The sequence below is a fragment of the Clostridioides sp. ES-S-0190-01 genome (assembly GCF_020658275.1).
In the GTDB taxonomy this organism is placed as follows: Bacteria; Bacillota; Clostridia; order Peptostreptococcales; family Peptostreptococcaceae; genus Clostridioides.
The window spans coordinates 211,519-231,461 of the sequence record NZ_JACVWA010000023.1 but is presented as its reverse complement, the minus strand read 5'-3'; the positions used below and the strand labels follow the sequence as shown (position 1 = coordinate 231,461).

Annotated in this window: 22 protein-coding genes, 1 riboswitch and 1 other annotated feature; of the genes, 18 read left to right on the top strand and 4 right to left on the bottom strand. The window is 28.3% G+C overall.

The window, feature by feature from the left end; genetic code table 11:
• Positions 1 to 33 precede the first annotated feature (33 nt).
• From IC214_RS08730 to IC214_RS08715, 4 genes are all read left to right on the top strand, one after another.
• Positions 34 to 804 carry a thiazole synthase gene (locus IC214_RS08730; protein WP_227433198.1) on the top strand — a complete coding sequence of 257 codons (771 nt, stop codon included), beginning with the start codon at positions 34 to 36 and terminating at the stop codon, positions 802 to 804.
• 16 nt (positions 805 to 820) lie between these two features.
• Positions 821 to 1,924, top strand: a complete 1,104-nt coding sequence (thiH, locus tag IC214_RS08725) for a 2-iminoacetate synthase ThiH (RefSeq protein WP_227433199.1) — start codon at positions 821 to 823, stop codon at positions 1,922 to 1,924.
• Positions 1,925 to 2,623: a thiamine phosphate synthase gene (locus IC214_RS08720; RefSeq protein ID WP_227433200.1), complete on the top strand. Its 699-nt coding sequence runs from the start codon at positions 1,925 to 1,927 to the stop codon at positions 2,621 to 2,623. It begins immediately after the preceding gene.
• Positions 2,624 to 2,802: 179 nt separating this feature from the next.
• On the top strand, positions 2,803 to 4,197 hold the full coding sequence (locus IC214_RS08715; protein WP_227433201.1) for a YfcC family protein: 1,395 nt from the start codon (positions 2,803 to 2,805) through the stop codon (positions 4,195 to 4,197).
• A 179-nt stretch (positions 4,198 to 4,376) separates the two neighbouring features.
• On the opposite strand, the gene IC214_RS08710 is transcribed toward IC214_RS08715, so the two are convergent.
• Together IC214_RS08710 and IC214_RS08705 are read right to left on the bottom strand one after the other, a co-directional pair.
• On the bottom strand, positions 4,377 to 4,886 hold the full coding sequence (locus tag IC214_RS08710; RefSeq protein WP_227433202.1) for an SdpI family protein: 510 nt from the start codon (positions 4,884 to 4,886) through the stop codon (positions 4,377 to 4,379).
• Positions 4,887 to 4,895: 9 nt separating this feature from the next.
• Positions 4,896 to 5,156 carry an autorepressor SdpR family transcription factor gene (locus IC214_RS08705; protein WP_227433203.1) on the bottom strand — a complete coding sequence of 87 codons (261 nt, stop codon included), beginning with the start codon at positions 5,154 to 5,156 and terminating at the stop codon, positions 4,896 to 4,898.
• Between the two features lie 277 nt (positions 5,157 to 5,433).
• Here IC214_RS08705 and IC214_RS08700 point away from each other — a divergent pair, with 277 nt between their 5' ends.
• The 12 genes from IC214_RS08700 (at position 5,434) to IC214_RS08640 (ending at position 16,892) form a co-directional block, all read left to right on the top strand.
• Positions 5,434 to 6,801, top strand: coding sequence for a GTP pyrophosphokinase family protein (locus IC214_RS08700; RefSeq protein WP_227433204.1), 1,368 nt, complete (start codon positions 5,434 to 5,436; stop codon positions 6,799 to 6,801).
• Positions 6,802 to 6,843: 42 nt separating this feature from the next.
• Positions 6,844 to 7,425: a molybdenum cofactor guanylyltransferase gene (locus IC214_RS08695; RefSeq protein WP_227483266.1), complete on the top strand. Its 582-nt coding sequence runs from the start codon at positions 6,844 to 6,846 to the stop codon at positions 7,423 to 7,425.
• Between the two features lie 47 nt (positions 7,426 to 7,472).
• The gene (locus IC214_RS08690) at positions 7,473 to 7,844 is read left to right on the top strand and encodes a CoA-binding protein (RefSeq protein ID WP_227433205.1); all 372 of its coding nucleotides are present in this window, start codon (positions 7,473 to 7,475) and stop codon (positions 7,842 to 7,844) included.
• 163 nt (positions 7,845 to 8,007) lie between these two features.
• Positions 8,008 to 8,346, top strand: coding sequence for a heavy metal-binding domain-containing protein (locus tag IC214_RS08685; RefSeq protein WP_227433206.1), 339 nt, complete (start codon positions 8,008 to 8,010; stop codon positions 8,344 to 8,346).
• 188 nt (positions 8,347 to 8,534) lie between these two features.
• Positions 8,535 to 9,350: a selenium-dependent molybdenum cofactor biosynthesis protein YqeB gene (yqeB, locus tag IC214_RS08680; protein WP_227823822.1), complete on the top strand. Its 816-nt coding sequence runs from the start codon at positions 8,535 to 8,537 to the stop codon at positions 9,348 to 9,350.
• A 62-nt stretch (positions 9,351 to 9,412) separates the two neighbouring features.
• On the top strand, positions 9,413 to 9,916 hold the full coding sequence (locus IC214_RS08675) for a molybdenum cofactor biosynthesis protein B (RefSeq protein WP_227483237.1): 504 nt from the start codon (positions 9,413 to 9,415) through the stop codon (positions 9,914 to 9,916).
• Positions 9,917 to 9,962: 46 nt separating this feature from the next.
• Positions 9,963 to 10,922 (top strand): GTP 3',8-cyclase MoaA, encoded by a 960-nt coding sequence (gene moaA, locus IC214_RS08670; protein ID WP_227433209.1) that lies wholly within the window; start codon positions 9,963 to 9,965, stop codon positions 10,920 to 10,922.
• A gap of 3 nt (positions 10,923 to 10,925) precedes the next feature.
• A complete protein-coding gene (gene moaC / locus IC214_RS08665) occupies positions 10,926 to 11,396 on the top strand; it encodes a cyclic pyranopterin monophosphate synthase MoaC (RefSeq protein WP_227433210.1) in 471 nt (156 codons plus the stop codon).
• A 34-nt stretch (positions 11,397 to 11,430) separates the two neighbouring features.
• Complete coding sequence (locus tag IC214_RS08660) at positions 11,431 to 11,865, top strand: MOSC domain-containing protein (protein WP_227433211.1); 435 nt, start codon at positions 11,431 to 11,433, stop codon at positions 11,863 to 11,865.
• A gap of 665 nt (positions 11,866 to 12,530) precedes the next feature.
• Positions 12,531 to 12,742 (top strand) — a binding site (T-box leader).
• Positions 12,743 to 12,904: 162 nt separating this feature from the next.
• Positions 12,905 to 14,194, top strand: coding sequence for a cytosine permease (locus IC214_RS08650; RefSeq protein WP_227433212.1), 1,290 nt, complete (start codon positions 12,905 to 12,907; stop codon positions 14,192 to 14,194).
• Between the two features lie 53 nt (positions 14,195 to 14,247).
• Positions 14,248 to 15,327 (top strand): DUF917 domain-containing protein, encoded by a 1,080-nt coding sequence (locus IC214_RS08645; protein ID WP_227433213.1) that lies wholly within the window; start codon positions 14,248 to 14,250, stop codon positions 15,325 to 15,327.
• Between the two features lie 20 nt (positions 15,328 to 15,347).
• On the top strand, positions 15,348 to 16,892 hold the full coding sequence (locus IC214_RS08640; protein WP_227433214.1) for a hydantoinase/oxoprolinase family protein: 1,545 nt from the start codon (positions 15,348 to 15,350) through the stop codon (positions 16,890 to 16,892).
• A gap of 82 nt (positions 16,893 to 16,974) precedes the next feature.
• Here IC214_RS08640 and IC214_RS08635 read toward each other — a convergent pair whose 3' ends face one another.
• Complete coding sequence (locus IC214_RS08635) at positions 16,975 to 17,259, bottom strand: transcriptional regulator (protein ID WP_227433215.1); 285 nt, start codon at positions 17,257 to 17,259, stop codon at positions 16,975 to 16,977.
• Positions 17,260 to 17,330: 71 nt separating this feature from the next.
• Positions 17,331 to 18,086, bottom strand: coding sequence for a lysophospholipid acyltransferase family protein (locus IC214_RS08630; protein ID WP_227433216.1), 756 nt, complete (start codon positions 18,084 to 18,086; stop codon positions 17,331 to 17,333).
• A gap of 293 nt (positions 18,087 to 18,379) precedes the next feature.
• Positions 18,380 to 18,474, top strand: a riboswitch (guanidine-I (ykkC/yxkD leader).
• A 63-nt stretch (positions 18,475 to 18,537) separates the two neighbouring features.
• Between IC214_RS08630 and IC214_RS08625 the strand changes: the two genes are divergently transcribed.
• Together IC214_RS08625 and IC214_RS08620 are read left to right on the top strand one after the other, a co-directional pair.
• On the top strand, positions 18,538 to 19,245 hold the full coding sequence (locus IC214_RS08625; RefSeq protein ID WP_227866503.1) for a B3/4 domain-containing protein: 708 nt from the start codon (positions 18,538 to 18,540) through the stop codon (positions 19,243 to 19,245).
• Between the two features lie 18 nt (positions 19,246 to 19,263).
• A complete protein-coding gene (locus IC214_RS08620) occupies positions 19,264 to 19,932 on the top strand; it encodes a radical SAM protein (protein ID WP_227866502.1) in 669 nt (222 codons plus the stop codon).
• Positions 19,933 to 19,943 lie beyond the last annotated feature (11 nt).

Sequence of the window (19,943 nt, the reverse complement as noted above, 5' to 3'; positions counted from 1 at the left end):
AAATTGAAAAAAATAAGATGGGGAGGAAAGAAAATGGATAAATTAGTACTTGGGGGACATGAATTCAATAGCAGATTATTGGTTGGAACAGGTAAATATGGGTCAAATGATATATTGCCTAAAGTAATCAAAGAAAGTGGAAGCGAAATAATAACAATGGCACTTAGAAGAGTAGATTTAGATAATAAACAAGAAAATATCTTAACATATATTCCAAAAGAAATGACTATACTTCCAAACACGTCAGGAGCTACTAATGCAGAAGAAGCTGTAAGAATAGCTAGAATATCTAGAAAAATGGGTTGTGGAGACTTTATAAAAATAGAAGTAATATCAGATACTAGATACTTACTTCCTGATAATGAAGAAACTATAAAAGCTACAAAAATACTTGCTGATGAAGGATTTATAGTACTTCCATATATGACACCAGACCTTTATGCTGGAAGAAGACTTATAGAAGCTAAAGCAGCAGCAGTTATGCCTCTTGGTGCTCCAATTGGTTCAAATAGAGGTCTTCAAATGAAAGAAATGATAAAAATAATGATAGATGAATTAGATATACCAATAATAGTTGATGCAGGTATTGGTAAACCATCTCAAGCTATGGAAGCTATGGAAATGGGAGCTGATGCAGTGCTTGTTAATACTGCTATAGCTTCAGCAGGTGACCCTGTGCAAATGGCTAGAGCATTTAAGTTAGCTGTAGAAGGTGGACGAGAAGCTTATATAGCAAAAACAGGAAGTGTATCAGAATTTGCAAATGCATCTTCTCCTTTAACAGGTTTTTTAGGCAATTTATAGAAAGTGGTGATTGATGATGAGTTTTTATGAGGTAATAGAAAAATATAGGGATTTTGATTTTGATGGATATTTAAATAATGTTACAGACAATGATGTTTTAAGAAGTTTATCAAAAGACAAACTTGAGGATTTTGATATATTAAATTTACTTTCTAAAACTGCTGTAAAACATTTAGAAGCTATGGCACAAAAAGCACATAAATTAAGTGTTCAATATTTTGGAAAGACAGTCTGCCTATATACACCAATGTACATAGCAAATTACTGTGTAAATCAATGTGTTTATTGTAGTTACAATATAAAAAGTGGAATAAAAAGAAAAAAACTAACTATGGATGAAATTAGAGAGGAAGGAAATGAAATTTCAAAAGAGGGTTTCAAACATCTACTTGTTTTAACTGGTGAAAGTAGTTTTCATTCAAGTGTAGAATATATAGGTGAAGCTATAGAAATATTAAGAGATAAATTTCCATCTATAGGAATTGAAGTATATCCAATGGAAATAGATGAATATAAGTATATTGTAAACAAAGGTGTTGAAGGTCTAACTGTATACCAAGAAACTTATGATGAGAAAATATATAAAAGAGTTCATTTAAAAGGGCCAAAATCAAATTATAAATTTAGATTAGATGCTCCTGAAAGAGGAGCAAAGGCAGGTATGAGAACTCTATCAATAGGAGCACTTTTAGGATTAAATGATTTTAGAAAAGAGACCTTCTTTACAATATTGCATGGGAAATATCTAAAAACAAAATATCCTCATATTGAGCTTTCATATTCAACACCAAGAATGAGACCATTCAAAGGTTGTTTTGAAGAATTAGTAGATATAAGCGACACTGATTTAGTTCAAGCGATGGTTTGTATGAGGCTGTTTGACCCTCATGCAGCTTTAAATATATCTACTAGAGAAAATTTGGAAATGAGAAGTCATATAGTACCTTTAGGAGTAACTAAATTAAGTGCAGGTGTATCTACAGATGTAGGAGGGCATTCTCAAGATGAACATGATACTGCTCAATTCAAAATAAATGATGAAAGTACTGTTGAAGATATAGAGAAAATGCTAAATTCAATTGGTTATCAACATGTATTTAAAGATTGGGAAAGATTTTAGATGTATTTGATAACAAATAGAAATTTATGTAGCGAGGAACGATACTTAGAGGTTATTAAAGAATCTATATTGAGTGGTGTAGAAAATATTATAATAAGAGAAAAAGATTTAGAATATGAAGCATTAAAAGATTTATATATAAAGATAAAAAATAAAATTAAGTATATTAATTTTCAGGAAAAAATATTGGATGAAAGCTTGAAGAATAGTATAAAAAAGAAAGAGAATAATGATGGATTTAAAGTAAACTTTATAATAAATAGCAATATAGAATTTTTTGAAAAGACAGATTGTCAAGGTATTCATCTTCCATTTAAATTGTTTTTGAATTTACTGGGAAATAGATATAATTTCAATAAAAATAAGATACTGGGATTGTCATTACATAAAGTAGAAGAAGTAAAGTGTCTAGAAGAAATAATAAGAAAACTAAATATAAAAATAGATTACATAACATTATCACATATATATGAAACTAAGTGTAAAGAAAATTTATTGCCAAAAGGAATTGAACTTTTGAAGGAAGCTAAGAAAATTACTGATATTAAGACCGTTGCACTTGGAGGAATCCTACCATCTAATGTCAAAGAAACATTAAAATACTGTGATGATTTTGCTGTAATGTCAACTATAATGAAATCTAAAAATATTGAAGAAACAATATCAAATTATAATGAAAAAATTCAATTAGTAAAATAGAAAGTAAAGTATTTAAATTGAATAAAAATAAAAAAAGCTATCTTTTAAAATCTAAAAGAGAGCTTTTTTATTTTGTATCTTTGCTAATAAAAAATTGTAAAAAGGGAAAACTTTAGTCAGAGAGATTAAAAAGTATCCTATATAGATTCAAAATTTAGTAAAGTATGGAGGACATTATAATGATTGACAGTAAGAAGAAACGATTTATTATACCACACACTTTTACAATTATATTCTTGCTAATAGTATTAATGGCAATATTAACTTGGATAGTACCAAGTGGTGAATTTAGTAGAGAAGATGTAGAAGGTAGGATGGTTGTTGTACCAGGGACTTATCAAAGTGTAGAAAGTAATCCTCAAGGATTTACGGATGTTTTTAAAGCACCCATAGAAGGTTTTATTGATTCAGCAGAAGTTGTAGGATTTGTTTTAATAGTTGGAGGTGCTTTTGGTATTGTAAATAGAACTGGAGCTATAGAAGCAGGAATAGCATCAGTTATATCGAAGTTTAAAGGAAAAGAACTACTTATAATTCCAATATCAATGATTTTATTTGGTCTTGGAGGTACTACCTTTGGGATGGCAGAAGAAACATTACCATTTTATATGATATTTGTTCCACTTATGACATCCTTAGGATATGATTCTCTAACCGCCATTGCGATTGTATTTATAGGAGCAGCGGCAGGAGCAGCTGCATCGACAATAAATCCATTCTCAGTTGGTATTGCACAAGCACTAGCTCAACTTGCTCCTGGTTCAGGAGTAGCATATAGAGTAGTGATTTTTATAGCATATATATTAATCAGTATAGCATTTGTTATGTATTATGCTAAAAAAGTTAAAGAAAACCCTGAAAGTTCAATAGTGTATGAGATAGATAAAAATAATAAATCAATACTTAATCATACTTCAACTGAAATAAAAGAGTTTACTTTTAAAGAAGTATCTGTTCTTGCTATATTTGGAATAGGAATGGCAATAATGATTTGGGGTGTTTTAAGTCAAGGATGGTATATTCCAGAGATATCAATGTGTTTTGCTGCGATAGGTGTACTTTCTGGATTAGTTGGTAGATTGTCACAAAGTGAAATTTCCGATAGTTTCATAGATGGAGCAAAAGATTTAGCATCAGCTGCCCTTGCAATAGCTTTAGCTCGTGGAATTGTAATAATTGCTCAAAATGGATTTATAATAGATACTATATTAAATTCTGCAGCAAGCTTTTTAGGTGGACTTCCAAAGGTTATATTTGTATATCTATCATTTTTCCTGGAAGCTGCGTTGGCATTTTTGATTCCATCATCTTCAGGACTTGCTTCACTTACAGTGCCTGTCCTTGCTCCTCTTGGTGATTTAGTTAATATATCAGCTCAAGTTATAGTAACTGCTTATCAATTTGGGGTAGGTCTTACAAACTTTATAACTCCAACATCTGGAGTACTAATGGGAGCACTTGCAGTAGCTCATATTCCTTTTTCAAAATGGGTAAAATTTATAATGCCTATATTACTGATTTTAACAGCTGTATCTTTAGTTTTTTTAACAATAGGTATATATATAGGTTTTTAATTGAAGAAAATTTAATTTAATATATTTAGAAATTATATAAAATACTAAAAATATGATTATTAATAAATTGCCACCATAAATGTCTTGGTGGCAATTTATTTTATAAACACTTCATTTCAATATTAAAATAAAGTATAGCTTTTTTTAAGAAGAGGTGGCTTTATTTTATTTACAACTATTTATTTAGGACTAGGAGCTCTAAATTTGTTTCTATAATGAAGTAATAAATATAATAATGGTATTGCAAACCATATGAACTGGCATGCTGTTGTGACTGTATCTGAATCAAAATAAAAACTCAATATAATCATTCCAATAGATATAACAAATGATAAATACGCAAAAATCTTACTTGCCTTTTTCCATATTTTTTCATCTCCAATGGCCCAAGCACATTTAGTATCTATGTTCTTATAAATTTGTAGCTTAGGTAATAAATTACCAAAATACATAATTATAATGGCATTTATTATAACTGATACTTTGTCGTTAATTTCATAAGAAAATATCTCATCTATACCTAGTAAAGGAATGATAAACCTTCCAACTGCGACTATTAAAAATAACATTTGTAACCTTCTTGCAGTTTTAACTTTAGGGTTATCTTTTGAAAAACCTAAAATTTCTGGTGCATTTACATAGTTTATAATTAATAATGCTATAAGTAATATTAAACCTATATTTTCCATAATAGCCTCCTATATCTTTTTAAAAATATCCAAGAAGTTTCCAAGTACTTCTTGAAGGACCGATAAATTAATAGAATAAATCAAAAATTGCCCCATTTTTTCTGAACTAATAAGTTCTGCATCTTTTAAAATATCTAAATGTTTAGATATTGCTGGTTTAGACATATTAAAATGACCTGCTATTTCTCCTGCATTCATATCTCTTTCATTAAGCAATTTTAAAATTTCTCTTCTAGTTTCATCACTTAATGCTTTAAATACTTTTACCATAATATCCTCCCTACTATAGATGTAAATATTTAACTAATTAGTTAAATATTTACATCTATAGTATACTCGTATTAGGAAAAAAAATCCACTATTTTTATAACTTTATTATCACAAAATCTTTTAATTTTATCTGATATTTTAATTCTAATTTGAAATATATATGAAGGTTTTTGGAGAATACTTACTTATAATAGGAAAAAATGTTAAAATAAGAATGTAGTTAAATATAAAGAACTGAAATAGCTAACAGTTATTAAACATAGGAGTGTAAAAATTTATGGGATTAAAAGAATTTGATTTTATTGAAGAGTCTATAGAAATGTTGAGGGTAATGTCTCCAACTTTAGAAACTATATCAGATGAAATAGAAGAGTACTTTGAAAATATCTTGGACGAAAAAAATCAAGAGTATATAAATGTAACCTCTAGAATAAAATCAGAATCAAGTTTGAGGGAAAAGATAATTAGAAATAGATATTTAAAAAAATATGGGGAGGCAAGTAATCTTATTCATAATGTATCTGATTTAATAGGACTAAGAATTGAGTGTAGATTTATTGAGGATGAAAATAAGATATATAGGCTTTTAAGAAGATATTTTAATAAAACAGATGATAAAATAAACTATTATAATAAAGAAAATAAAAATATTAAATTAAAATTGTCTGAAAGACAACCTAATAAGCAAAAAAATGGATTTGAAATATATAAGATAGATGGAGTTTTTGCATATTTAGATAGAGAAGTAAAATTTGAACTTCAAATTAAATCTCTTGTAAATGTGTTTTGGAGTGAGATTGAACATAAAATAATTTATAAAAATAACACATATTTACTTGCTGATAAATTTATAAAGGATATGATGGACTCTATAAAGAATAATCTTACTATGATAGATAATCAGCTTTTGAGTATTTATAAAAACTTTCATTCAGGAAAGTCTTTTAACATGAAAGTAAGTAAAAAAGAAATTGAAAAACTCTTTGCAAAATTAGTGTATGATGCTTTTTCAGAAAAGATGAATAAAAGTATAGGTTTTGTTGTGGATTTTAAAAAGCCATGTGAAACTATATTAAGTTATTCTTTTAATAAACAAGATATAAGTGATGAAGTTTTAGGCAATTTTATGCTTGATGAGTTTGCAAGATTAAATGAAATTGTAAATAAAGATATAGATTTTAATGACCAAATAGAGTTTGAAAGAGAACCTACATTTGATGATAAGTTCTGTAATGATTTAGGAAATCATTTTAGAAGTAGACTAAATACAGAGTTTCCATGGAATTTATTTTTTAGGATACTATTTGAAATAGAACCATGTAATAACACTGAAGATTTTGAAAACTTTGTAGAATTTATAAAGGAAAATGTATTGCTTGAAGAAAATAGAGAACAACTTTTAGGTCAATTTGAAGAAGATAGTAATTTTATAATTGAAGATATATATGATTGTATTTTTAATAGCATAAGTGAGGTTGATAGTGTTGAAATTTTATATAACTATAATCTTGAAAAAATCAATTTTACATCAAGTGAAATTATAAATTGTATATGTAGAGAATATGAGTGTTATAGTGAATATTTAGAAGAAAAAGAAAAACTTATGAATGCATTTAAAGAAAAAATTATTCAGATTTTTGAGTAGTCAATCAATGTTGAAATGGCGCAATAGCGCCATTTTTCAAATATAAATAAAAGTATTTTAAAGGAGGCGATTTGTATAGAAAAAACAGGTGTAATTTTAGCAGGAGGGAAAAGTTCTAGAATGGGTAAAGATAAAGCTTTTCTAGAATTACATGAAAAGCCTTTTATTGAAATTGCAATAGAAGTATTTAAAAATTTTGATGAGGTAATAATAGTATCTAACAATGAAGAATTATACTCAAAATATAACATTAAAGTTTATAATGATATAATAAAAAATGTTGGTCCAATAGGAGGAATATATACTGCTCTTAAACATGCAAAGTATGATATAGTTACAGTTGCATGTGATATGCCATATCTAAATAATGAAGTAGTCGAAAAAATAGCTGATGAAATGGATGATAAAAGTGTAATTTCAGTAACAAATGGAAAGTTACAACCATTGTGTTCTGGATACAAAAAGAGTATAATAAATAAAGTATCTTTATGTATAGGGAAAAATGATTTGAAGCTTAGAACTCTTATAGAAAAAATAGATAAAAGCTATATATACTTTGATAACGAAGATTTATTTTTAAATGTAAATACTATTGATGAGTATAAAAAATTGACTGAAGTTTAATTAGCTACGGTTGTAAAATAGAGTAGGATTTATATGGAGGAGAATTTATGAATTTACTTAAATGTGATTCTTGGGCAGTGATATTAAATAATAGTGACGAAGAAAGCAAAGCATATAAAATATTAGATGAACTTAAAAAGAATATGTACAAAGTTGTTGCTATAGATGAAGAGAAAAAGAATATTGAAGGTATAGATGTATATGAGTGCCTAAAAGACGTACCACACAATATTGATGTTGTAGCTATTATAGATAAGCAGTCTAAGATGGAGGCCATTTTAGAAGAGATAGAACTTTTAGACATACAAAATATCTGGTTTGAAAAAGGAAGCTTTAGTGAAATGATTATTAAAAAAATTAAGGATTTAAAATTGAATGTAGAATACAATTTAAGTTTATATGATGAGTTAACTAAGTAAATTTATATATAGAAAATTGATTAGGAACATAATTGGTTAACGAAATATCTTATTTTATAGTATAGATTTCCTAGATAAAGTATTAAATTACAAGATTTATTAAGAAGATTGCTATTTACATGATATAATATATTAAACAGGAATATAAAGGAGTTGATATATTATGTTAATAGTAACTACAGAAAAAGTAGAAGGAAAAAAAATAGCAGAAGTTTTAGGGCTAGTTAGAGGAAGTACGATAAGAGCAAAACATGTTGGAAAAGATATAGGAGCAAGCTTTAAGAATCTTGTTGGAGGAGAACTTACAGGATATAATGAAATGCTTACAGAAGCAAGACAAATTGCAATTGGTAGAATGGTTGAAGATGCAGAATCTAAAGGTGCAAATGCAATAATAGCATTTAGATTGTCTTCAGCTTCAGTTATGCAAGGAGCGGCAGAAATGCTTGCTTATGGAACAGCAGTTATTTTAGAAGATAACAATGATATATCTGAAAAATAAAATATAAGGAATTAGAAAGAGACATCTTTTATAAATTTTATGGATGTCTCTTTTTGTTTGAAAAATATCAGGTAAAAGTAATTTTTAACCATTATAATAATAAAATAAGATGATATTATATAAATAAGTAAAATTATATTATATAATATAAAGTATAGACTTTAAAATTTTTATTAGTAGGAGAAAATATGAACAATGTTATAATAGTTAGAGGGGCTGGAGATTTAGCAACAGCAGTTATACATAAGTTACATAACTGTGGTTTTAAAATAATCGCTTTAGAAGTTGAGACTCCTCTTGCAATAAGAAGGAAAGTTTCTTTTAGTGAGGCTATCTATGAAAAGAAAGTTTCTGTGGAAGGTGTTTATTGTGTGTATTGCAAAGATAAAGCAGAAATAAAAAAAGCTTTAAATAAAAGAAACGTGGCACTAATAATAGACCCAAAAGGTAAATATATAGGTGAAATACGTCCTGTAGCGGTTATAGATTGTATACTTGCAAAAAAAAATATTGGAACAAATAAAGCGATGGCAGCACTTACAATAGCTTTAGGTCCAGGATTTTGTGCAGGTAAAGATGTAGACATAGTTATTGAAACTATGAGAGGACATAATTTAGGAAAAGTGATAAGAAAAGGATATGCTTTAAAAAATACAGGAATACCAGGTGCTATATTGGGTATAACCAAAGAACGAGTTTTTTATTCTGAGAACGTTGGAATAATAGAAAATGTATGTAATATAGGGGATGTAGTTAAAAAAGGAGATATAATATGTTATATCACTGAAAAAAATGGAAATAAAATAGAAGTGAAAGCTTCTATAGATGGTGTTTTGAGAGGCTTATTGAGAAATGGTTCACAAATAGAAAAAGGATTAAAGATATTGGATATAGACCCTCGAATGGAAGAAGTAAAAAATTCATTTACGATATCAGATAAAGGACGTTGTATAGCAGGAGCAGTTTTAGAAGCATTATTATCAGAAGGAATATTACCAGAATAGGTTCTATTAAATAGATTTTTTATTTATAAAAGTTTAATTAATATATAAAGGGGTGAAACCATATGTTTAATGTAGCAATTATAACGCTTAGTGATAAGGGCTATGAAGGGAAAAGAGAAGACATAACAGGAAAAAAATTAACTGAATTTGTTGAAAATACAGGGAATTATAAAGTTACTGAATACGTGTTGATAAAAGATGATAAGGAAATGTTAAAGGAAAATATTATAAAAATTTGTAACAGTAATAAAGTAGATTTAATTCTTACTAATGGAGGTACTGGATTTTCAAAGAGAGATATAACTCCAGAGGCTACTAAAGATGTTTTAGAAAGAGAGATACCAGGTCTCAGTGAATACATGAGAATGAAATCTACAGAAATTACTAAAAAAGCTATACTAAGTAGGGGTGTAAGTGGAATAAGGAATAATTCTATAATAATAAATTTACCTGGAAGTCCTAAAGGTGCAGTTGAAAATCTAAGTTTCATTATTGATGTCTTAGACCATGGCATAGAAATTTTAAGAGGAGAAGCCACAGAATGTGCCACTAATAACAAAAAATAGTATATAATTCAGATAGATAAAAAATAGACAAAGAGGTAGATAGAGTATGATTGATAAGTATGGAAGAAAAATAGACTACCTTCGTATTTCACTTACAGATAAGTGTAATTTAAGGTGTGTTTATTGTATGCCACCAGATGTTAAATTTGAAAAAAATTATATAAACGATAATCTAAGTTTTGAAGACTATAAATTCATTATAAAGGCTATGTCAGAACAAGGTATAAAAAAGGTTAGATTTACTGGAGGAGAACCTCTTTTATATCCCAATTTAAATGAACTTATAAGGTTTACAAGAGAAGAATGTGGAATAGAAAATATAGGAATGACAACTAATGCTCTTGGACTTTCTGATAGAATCTTTGAGCTTAAAGAATGTGGTCTGAATAAAGTAAATATAAGCTTAGATTCTTTAAAGGAATATAAATATAAATCTGTGACAAGAGGTGGCAATTTAAAAGAAGTATTAAAATCGATTGAGTCATGTTTAAATTTAGGTATAAAAGTAAAGGTAAATTGTGTTGCCATAAATGGATTTAATGATGATGAGCTTAAAGACTTTATGTTTTTAACAGTTAAATCACCAATTGATGTAAGATTTATTGAACTTATGCCATTAGGTGAAGCTAATAGAGTCTACAAAAAAGGATATTTTAATGTAAAAGAAATGGTTGAAAAAATATATGGTTTATATAAAGTTAAAAATGATGAAAAAAGTACAGCAGAATATTATAAGTTTAAAGGAGCAAAAGGAAGAATAGGAATTATAACTCCATTAAGTTGTTCATTTTGCAACACTTGTAATCGTATTAGACTTACCTCTAGTGGTGCAATAAAACTGTGTCTACATTCAAAAGAGGAAATAGATATAAAACCACTTTTACATAAACCATTGTTATTTAGAGAAACTATGAAAGATATAATAAAAGAAAAGCCAGAAAAACATCATTTAATAGAAAATAAATGTAGTGATACAAATAGACGTATGTATGAAATTGGAGGATAGGTAATGTTAACGCACATAAATGAAAAAGGGTATGCTAAAATGGTAGATATAAGTGAAAAAGATGATACAAAGAGAACTGCTATAGCAACAGCTACGATTACTCTTGGTAAAGAAGCTTTAGAAAAGGTAAAAAATGGACAAATAAAAAAGGGAGATGTATTATCTGTAGCTCAAGTTGCAGGGATAATGGGAGCTAAAAATACATCTTCAAATATACCAATGTGCCATCAAATTAAATTGGTTGGATGTGATTTGGAATTTGAGATAGATGATTCTATATCTGCTATTAGAATATATGCAACCTGTAAATCACTTGGTAAAACTGGTGTAGAAATGGAAGCATTAAATGCTTGTTCTTTAGCAGCACTTACAATTTATGATATGTGTAAAGCAGTTGATAAAAAGATGGTTATAAGCAATATACATCTTGTGGAGAAAACTGGTGGAAAATCAGGTGATTTTAAGTTTGAATAATTTAAGAATATATGGGTGAAAATTTGGAGGAAATATGGCTAAAGTAGTGTCAATAAATATAAGTGACAAAAAGGGTGTAATTAAGGTTCCTGTGCAATGTGCAGAACTAAAAATAAATTATGGAATAGTTGGAGATGCACATGCGGGAAACTGGCATCGTCAAATAAGTTTACTTGGAAAAGAAAGTATAGATAAAATGAAGATGAGAGGTTTTGACCAATTAAAATTTGGAGACTTTGCTGAGAATATAACTACAGAAGGAATAGAAGTGTTTTCATTACCTGTTGGTACAAAATTAAAGATAGGCAAATGTGAAGTTGAAGTAACTCAAATAGGTAAAAAGTGTCATAATGGATGTGAAATTAAAAAATTAACAGGGGACTGTGTAATGCCACGTGAAGGAATTTTTGTTAAGGTTTTAAAGGAAGGAATTATAAGTATTGGAGATTCAATAGATATAATTCAATAAAAATTTGATTGAACTTAAAATAAATTTCTGATTATATTTTAAAATTTTATTAAATGTTCGTATAGCCTTGTTTTATAGGCTGTTCGGACATTTTTACTGTCAGTAGATACTTTACAATATTTCAGAATGTGCAGTGTGAAGTATTTTAAATAGATAGATTTAACAATATAACATACTGTTGTATAATGTGAGATATGATTATTTGCTGTACGTTCATGTTGTCGTCCATAGTTGCCTTGGGGTTAAGCACTAACTAAATTTAAAAAAGACCCTACACCTATTCTACCTATATTGGAACAATTAAAAACCGACTCATCACTGTATGTGCGAAAGAGTGTTGCTAATAATTTAAATGACATTTCTAAAACACACCCAGATTTAGTTGTAAAGCTTGCGAAGGATTGGTATAGTGTAAATGAATATACTAACTGAATTGTAAAATATGGTTGTAGAACTTTACAAAAAAATGAAAATAATTTGTAAAATTATATTCAATTGTATATAAAAATAATATAAATTTTTATTAAATTTAAAAAATACAAAATATAAATACAGTAATAATATAAAAAATTACATATAAAACTAAAAAATACAAGTAATTTACTTTTTAAGTTGACAAAATATTGCATATATATTATGATATAAATCATAAATAAATAAATAACGTAGATTCGCAGAAGAAGAAAGTAGCATAAAGGAATTTTACAGAGAGTTAGATTTGGCTGAGAACTAATATTGAAATTTGTGTGAAAAGAGCTTTGGAGAATACTATTACAGTTCTATTGTAGTAGTGGTTTAATTCGCCTTAAGAAAATGAGTGAGTAAAATAAATTTTTACTAATAAGAGTGGTAACACGGATTGGTATTCGTCTCTTGGATTTTTTCCAAGAGGCGTTTTTTATTATAAAATTATTTCAGAAAATTTAAAACTATATATTAAATGAAAATTATAAATATATAGTTGTTAATAAATTTATAAATTAGAAAATTGTAAAACAAACAAATTAAATGGTTTTACAATTTTAATGGAGGGATGAAAATGGAAGAAGAAAAAATTAATTATGCCCTGGAACAGGTTCCAGAGAATCAAAAACGTGGTTGGGTAGCTATGTTTTCAGTGCTAGTAGCAATAGGTGTGGATTTATCATCTGTTATTTTAGGAGCTGAGTTAGCTCAAAGTATGCCAATGAAACAAGCAATATTATCAGTAATTGTAGGTTCATTTTTTTCTGCTATTTTGTATACTATATGCTCTTTAGTTGGTTCATCTACAAGCTTATCTACATCTATGATAACAAAATATGTGTTTGGAGAAGCTGGAGCAAAAATATTTTCTCTAGTTATAGGAGTTTCTTTATTAGGATGGTTTGGAGTTCAAGTAGGCTTTTTTGCTCAAAATGCTCAAATAATAATAAAAGATATATTTAATCTAGATGTGAGCATGCAAATTTTAAGCCTCATAGGTGGTCTTTTGATGATGAGTACAGCTATTTATGGATATAAAGCAATGGAAAAATTAAGTGTGTATTCAGTACCATTCTTATTAATTCTTATGATGTTAACTATATTCTTAGCTTTTAAAGCAAATGGAATTCCAGTTGATGATAATATGAAATCGACTATGACATTTGCAGGTGGAGTTTCTCTATCAATGAGTATAATAATAGTTGGAGCAATAGTATCACCTGACATAAGTCGCTGGGCTAAAAGTAGAAGAGATTGTGCACTTTCAAGTTTTCTAGGGATACAATTTGGAAATGCTTTTATGATAGTAGTATCAATAATATTAGTAAAATGTATGGGTACTTCAGATATTATGAGAATTTTTATTACATTAGGAATTGCTATACCAGGTATAATTGTACTTACATTAGCTCAATGGACTACAAATACAAGCAATGTATATTCTGCATCACTAAGTATAGCTCTTGTACTAAAAAAAGCTCCTGAAAAAGTATTAACTATAGTTCTTGGTGTTGTAGCAACTTTATTAGCTGTATTTGGAATATATGAAGGATTTATAGGATTTTTAAATTTACTTGGAATTGTTATTGCACCTGTTGGTGGTGTGTATACAGCAGAATATTATATAGTAAAACAAGAACTTAAAGGATTTGATAAGGGGATAGCATACAAACCAATAGTTAAACATTCAATAATATCTTGGATAATTGGTATATTAATAACATACCTTTCTACATATGGATTTATAACTCTTACTACTATAGCACCTTTAGATGGATTTATAGCAGGATTTATAATACAATCAATTATTGGAAAAGTGATTTGTTCATCAAAAAACAAACAAGAAGCAGAAAAAGCAGTTTAATGAAATATGCTTGTAAAGTATAAAATAAATTTGGAATATGAGGAGAAAGTAACATGAGATTTTTAACAGAAGAAAGCGTGGATAAAATAGCAGTTGGCGCAGCAGTGCTTGGAACAGGAGGAGGAGGAGACCCATACATAGGTAAATTAGTTGCAAAACAAGCAATTAAAAAGTATGGGCCTGTAAAAGTGATTAGTTTAGATGAGCTAGAGGATGATGCTTTAGTAGTACCAGTATCTGGTATGGGTTCCCCTGTAATTACAATAGAAAAATTACTTTCTGAAGTGGAATTAACTACTCCTTTAGAGATAATGGAAAAATTATTGAATAGAAAAGTTGATGTTATAATTCCTATAGAAATAGGAGGAATAAATTCACTTATGCCAATAGCAGTTGCTGCAAAAAAAGGGCTTCCTATTTTGGATGCAGATTCTATGGGTAGAGCGTTTCCGGAAGCTCAAATGGTAACTTTTTATCTTGAAGGATATGAAGCATCACCTGCTGTAATGGCTGATGAAAAGGGTAATTCAGCCATCCTTTATCCTGTTGATGGAATTTGGTCAGAAAGATTGGCTAGAACTTTAACAGTAGAAATGGGAGGAAGTTCTTCTATTAGTGACTATAATTTAAGTGGAGCTCAAGTTAAAAAAGCTGCGATAGGAAATACCTTGACTATAGCTGAAACTATAGGAGGATTTTTACTTGAGAATAAGTCAGACTCAAAAGGTGCTATTGAAAATATATTGAAAGAATTAAAAGGGTATAAATTATTTGAAGGAAAAGTAGTTGATATTAAAAGAGAGTTAAAAGGTGGTTTTACTAGAGGGCATGCATTCTTCGCTGGAATTAATGGATATGATGGAGAATACTCTGTACTATTTCAAAATGAAAATCTAATTGCAAAAAAAGGTAGTACACCACTTTGTATTACGCCAGATTTAATAGCAATATTAGATTTAGAAACTGGATTCCCAATAACTACAGAAAGAATAAAATATGGTTCTCGTGTGATGGTAGTAGCTTTTCCTTGTAATGAAAAATGGAGAACTAAAAAAGGAATTGAGACAGTTGGACCTGAATACTTTGGATATGATGTAGAGTATAAAACAGTAGAAGAATTACAAGGAAAATAAAAATTTAGGGGGAAATTTTGATGTATCGTGTAGGAATTGACGTTGGAGGAACAAATACAGATGCTTGTATACTGGATAAGGAATTAAAAGTAATCCATTCAGTTAAAGTAGCAACTACAAAAGATGTTGAAACTGGTGTTTATAATGCCTTAAAAAAAGTTATAGATGAAAGTAAAATTGACCATTCATTAATAAAATATGCTATGCTTGGTACAACTCACTGTACAAATGCAATAGTAGAAAGAAAAAGACTTAATAATGTAGCAATGATAAGAATTGGAAAACCAGCAACCACTGCTATTTTACCATTTATAGATTGGCCAGAAGATTTAAGAGAAAAAATAGAATTAGATTCAATATTGATATCTGGTGGTTATGAGTTTGATGGAAGAAAGATAAATGAACTTTGTAAAGATGAAGTTGTAGATTTTTGCAATAAGATAAAAGGCAAGGTAGAAAGTGTTGCAATAAGTGGAGTATTTGCTCCTGTAAATAAGCAACAAGAAGAAGAAGTTGCAAAATGGGTTAGAGAGATTCTTGGTGATATTCCAATATCCTTATCAAATGAAATAGGTAATATAGGTATACTGGAAAGAGAAAACGGAGCAATTTTAAACTCTGCATTGTCTAGAGTAGGTAAGGCTGTTTCTTTAGGATTTGAAAAAGCATTGAAAGATTTAGGAATAGATGCAGAAATATATTTTAGTCAAAATGATGGAACATTAATGAATTTGGAGTACACAATGAAGTATCCTATTTTCACAATTGGATGTGGAATAACAAATTCTATAAGGGGAGCGTCTTTCTTGTCAAAAGTAAAAAATGCAATAGTACTAGATGTTGGAGGAACTACGAGTGATTTAGGTGTATTATACAATGGATTTCCTAGAGAATCTTCAATTCCTGTTACAATTGGAGGAGTACATACGAACTTTAGAATGCCCGATGTTTTAACTATTGGACTTGCTGGGGGAACTTGTGTAAAAGGCGAAAAAGACAATATAAAAATAGGTCCTGAGAGTGTAGGGTATAGAATAACTGAAGATGCAATAATATTTGGTGGTGATACTTTAACTTTATCAGATGTTGTTACAAAGTTAGGCATGGCATTTGAGGATAGAAAAAATAATGTTGAAAATTTAGATAAAGATTATTGTGATGAGGTATATAAAAAAGTAATTTTAAAACTAGAAGATGCTGTAGACCAAATGAAGACTAGCCAAAATGATGTTGAATTAGTTTTAACTGGTGGAGGAAGTATAATTGTTCCAGAAAAACTAAAAGGTATAAGTGATGTTATAAGACCTCCTCATTATACTGCAGCAAATGCTATTGGTGCAGCTTTAGGGCAAATAAGTGGGGATGTAGAAAAAGTGTACAGCTTAGATAAAATGTCTAGAGAAGATGCTATAGAAGACGCAAAACAAGAAGCCATAAACAAAGCTTTAAAAGCAGGTGCTAAAAAGGATACTATAGAAGTATTAAATATAGAAGATGTTCCACTTGCATATCTTCCAGGTAATGCACTCCTGATAAAAGTGAAAGTTGTTGGAGATTTGATATAATTTAAAGAAAATTTAAGTCTTTTTGAATATGTTTTAGATATAAAAAAATCGGTGCATAGTTTGTACCGATTTTTTATATTTATTAGTAGAGAACTCGTTTTTTTGCTTCTGCTATAGCTCTAGCAGCACTTTTTGCCTCAACTCTTTTTTCTTCCTCTCTTTTAAAAGCATTTATTGTATCATTTAAATTTTTATCGTGTTCATTTTTTTCTTTGTCTTCGTTTTCTCTGTAAACTAATACATAATCTATTATTGATTCATTTATTATTTGAGATATACTTTTATTTTCATTAATTCCTATTCTTTTAACTTCTTTAAGTAATGTTTCATCAATGTGAACTGTTGTTTGTTTTGTATTTTTTGCCATCTTAATCACCTCTTAAAAAAATTTTAACATTAAAATTTTTTCTAGTCAATAAATTTTAATGTTAAAATTCTTTAAAAGTTTTTATTTGTTTTTCTAAAACTTTCTATTTTGTTTATCATATTTTTTTTAATATTTTCTCCTAATACAGAAGATTTTAGTCTAGGATTTTCAATATGGTCATAAATTGGTTCTAGGAATTCAACTTCAACAGGAACAGAGTTAATTTTACCAATAGGTTGATATCCTTCATAAGTATCTTTTGAATTTTTTATGACTAATGGAACAATAGGACACTTTGCTTTATATGCTATTTTTAAGGCTCCACTTCTAAAATCTGATACTAGAGAATTTGGTTCTTTAATCCAGGTTAAATCTCCTTCTGGAAACACTGCCATACTCTGACCTGTAAGTATATTTTGTGAGGCTTCAGCAATACTTTTAATCCCTTCTCTATTATTTTTTCTGTTTACATATACACATCGTAACAACTTCGCCCATTCTTTAAATATAGGTATATTTCTCCAAACTGGCTCATCTGCAATTACACACCCAATTGGTCTTTCTACACTTGCTGCTAGGATAAAACTATCAAGCATACTTGAATGATTTACAACAAATAAGATTGGTTCTTTTGGTAATGTTTCTTTGCCAAGTATATTAAGGTCTATATTTACTATATCTAAAGATTTTTTAGCTTGTTTTTGCATAAATTCAAATTTTTCTTTTAAGCTAAATTTATCTGGATTTTTTTTGATTTTTATAAGTTTAGGTATAGAAGATGTAAAGCCTATGAGCTGATATGTAGCAAATTTTAAGTAATTATTCATAAAATTATCTCCTTAAAATAAAATTGTTTATTACTGTAAAGATTTTAACATAAAATGAAATTTAAGTCTATTTTAATTGGGATTTATAACTTACATTTAAAATAGACTTATTCTGAAGTTTTTATACTTATAATTTTATTAATAAAATTATATCAATAATGTAGTATTCTATTAGATTAGCTAAATAACCTTTAAATATTATTTTGTACAAATATAAGAATCCAATATAGTATTGTTTTAAATCTTATATTATGCTAAAATTTATTTGTATTTTATAAATTACAAAAATATATAGTTTAGTTTTCTAGGGTTCCGCATTTTATAATGGTCAGGTCCAAGAGAAAACGCACAGTTATTGTGTACACGGAAGGATAAAAGCCTGGGAGATATTTAATAATATTTCTGTAGGCTTTTTTATTTTTATATATTTTAAAGTTGAGGAGGTATTCTAATGAAAAAATTTGTTGTTGAGGATGAGTTTTGGAACCTATTTCCTAGTTCAAAGATTGGAGTTGTTATTTGTAAGGACATAGACAACTCTATAAAGGATAAAGAAGAATACAAGGAAATGATTTTGCAGGGAGAAAAAGATGCATTAAAACACTTGAAGGATTTAGAATTTAGCAATAACCAAGTAATTAAAGTATGGAGAGAAGCATTCAAAAAATTTAAAACGAAAAAAGGAGCAAGGTCATCTATTGAGGCATTGCTAAAAAGAGTTCATAATGGAAATCATATAGCAACTATTAACCCCTTAGTGGATATTTACAATTCTATTTCGCTAAAATATGCATTGCCTTGTGGTGGAGAAGACATAGACAAATTTATGGGAGATATTAGGTTGACTAGAGCAGTTGGAAATGAAGAATTTATACCATTAGGAACAGAAGAAAACTCATCTCCATATGAAGGTGAGATAGTCTATAAAGATAATGAAGGTGCAATTTGTAGATGTTGGAATTGGCGTGAAGCAGTGAGGACAATGCTTACTGAAAATACAAATAATGCATTTTTATGTATTGAATTAGTAGATGAAAGTAGATTTGAAGAATTTGAGAATGCCTTGAATTATTTGGCGAAAACAGTTCAAGAAAATTTAGGTGGAACATGTAAAATTTCAATTTTAGATATTAATAATAACGAAGTATCAATAAATTAATTTTGAGAGGATAGAGTAATGAGTGGTTTTAGTTATAAAGATATTTATATTGAGGATGGAAAAAGAGTATTAGAAGTAAATATACTTCCTGAAAAGTATTGTAACTTTGATTGTATATTCTGTCCTATTGGAAGGTCATATAATAAAGTGGATACACTTCAATCATTTGACAAGATGGATGAATCATTTAGAGAATTAGAAAGTATAATAGAAAAGCATAAGGCAGAACTAGTTTTCATTAATTCAAAAGGAGAATCACTATTGAATGATAAAATTTGTGATGTAATTGAGTTAGTAAAGCGCAAAAGAGTGCCTGTACGATTACTTTCTAATGGATATTTATTAGGTAAAGACGAATATATAGAAGTAGCCAATATGTGTGATGAAGTTATTGGAGAGATAAAAACAATATCGGAAAAAGATTTTCAAAAAATTCAGAGACCAATTATAGGATATACTCTAGAAGAATATATTTCAAATATGATTTTATTTAATAAACAGTATAAAGGAAAATTTATTTTAGAAGTAACAATTATAAAGGAATATAATGATAATGAGGAATCTATTAATAAGATAAAAAGTATTATTTATGAATTATCTCCAGATAAAGTAATTGTTGAAAGAATGAACGATGAAAAATTTAAGCAAAAATTTGATAAAATTTCAAAAACGTTATTAAACTTTTGAAAACATTAATG

Bases quoted from the DNA above. Each gene is read 5' to 3' on its own strand.
- IC214_RS08730 (WP_227433198.1), top strand. From the start codon at position 34: ATGGATAAATTAGTACTTGGGGGACATGAATTCAATAGCAGATTATTG.
- thiH (WP_227433199.1), top strand. From the start codon at position 821: ATGAGTTTTTATGAGGTAATAGAAAAATATAGGGATTTTGATTTTGAT.
- IC214_RS08720 (WP_227433200.1), top strand. From the start codon at position 1,925: ATGTATTTGATAACAAATAGAAATTTATGTAGCGAGGAACGATACTTA.
- IC214_RS08715 (WP_227433201.1), top strand. From the start codon at position 2,803: ATGATTGACAGTAAGAAGAAACGATTTATTATACCACACACTTTTACA.
- IC214_RS08710 (WP_227433202.1), bottom strand. From the start codon at position 4,886: ATGGAAAATATAGGTTTAATATTACTTATAGCATTATTAATTATAAAC.
- IC214_RS08705 (WP_227433203.1), bottom strand. From the start codon at position 5,156: ATGGTAAAAGTATTTAAAGCATTAAGTGATGAAACTAGAAGAGAAATT.
- IC214_RS08700 (WP_227433204.1), top strand. From the start codon at position 5,434: ATGGGATTAAAAGAATTTGATTTTATTGAAGAGTCTATAGAAATGTTG.
- IC214_RS08690 (WP_227433205.1), top strand. From the start codon at position 7,473: ATGAATTTACTTAAATGTGATTCTTGGGCAGTGATATTAAATAATAGT.
- IC214_RS08685 (WP_227433206.1), top strand. From the start codon at position 8,008: ATGTTAATAGTAACTACAGAAAAAGTAGAAGGAAAAAAAATAGCAGAA.
- yqeB (WP_227823822.1), top strand. From the start codon at position 8,535: ATGAACAATGTTATAATAGTTAGAGGGGCTGGAGATTTAGCAACAGCA.
- IC214_RS08675 (WP_227483237.1), top strand. From the start codon at position 9,413: ATGTTTAATGTAGCAATTATAACGCTTAGTGATAAGGGCTATGAAGGG.
- moaA (WP_227433209.1), top strand. From the start codon at position 9,963: ATGATTGATAAGTATGGAAGAAAAATAGACTACCTTCGTATTTCACTT.
- moaC (WP_227433210.1), top strand. From the start codon at position 10,926: ATGTTAACGCACATAAATGAAAAAGGGTATGCTAAAATGGTAGATATA.
- IC214_RS08660 (WP_227433211.1), top strand. From the start codon at position 11,431: ATGGCTAAAGTAGTGTCAATAAATATAAGTGACAAAAAGGGTGTAATT.
- IC214_RS08650 (WP_227433212.1), top strand. From the start codon at position 12,905: ATGGAAGAAGAAAAAATTAATTATGCCCTGGAACAGGTTCCAGAGAAT.
- IC214_RS08645 (WP_227433213.1), top strand. From the start codon at position 14,248: ATGAGATTTTTAACAGAAGAAAGCGTGGATAAAATAGCAGTTGGCGCA.
- IC214_RS08640 (WP_227433214.1), top strand. From the start codon at position 15,348: ATGTATCGTGTAGGAATTGACGTTGGAGGAACAAATACAGATGCTTGT.
- IC214_RS08635 (WP_227433215.1), bottom strand. From the start codon at position 17,259: ATGGCAAAAAATACAAAACAAACAACAGTTCACATTGATGAAACATTA.
- IC214_RS08630 (WP_227433216.1), bottom strand. From the start codon at position 18,086: ATGAATAATTACTTAAAATTTGCTACATATCAGCTCATAGGCTTTACA.
- IC214_RS08625 (WP_227866503.1), top strand. From the start codon at position 18,538: ATGAAAAAATTTGTTGTTGAGGATGAGTTTTGGAACCTATTTCCTAGT.
- IC214_RS08620 (WP_227866502.1), top strand. From the start codon at position 19,264: ATGAGTGGTTTTAGTTATAAAGATATTTATATTGAGGATGGAAAAAGA.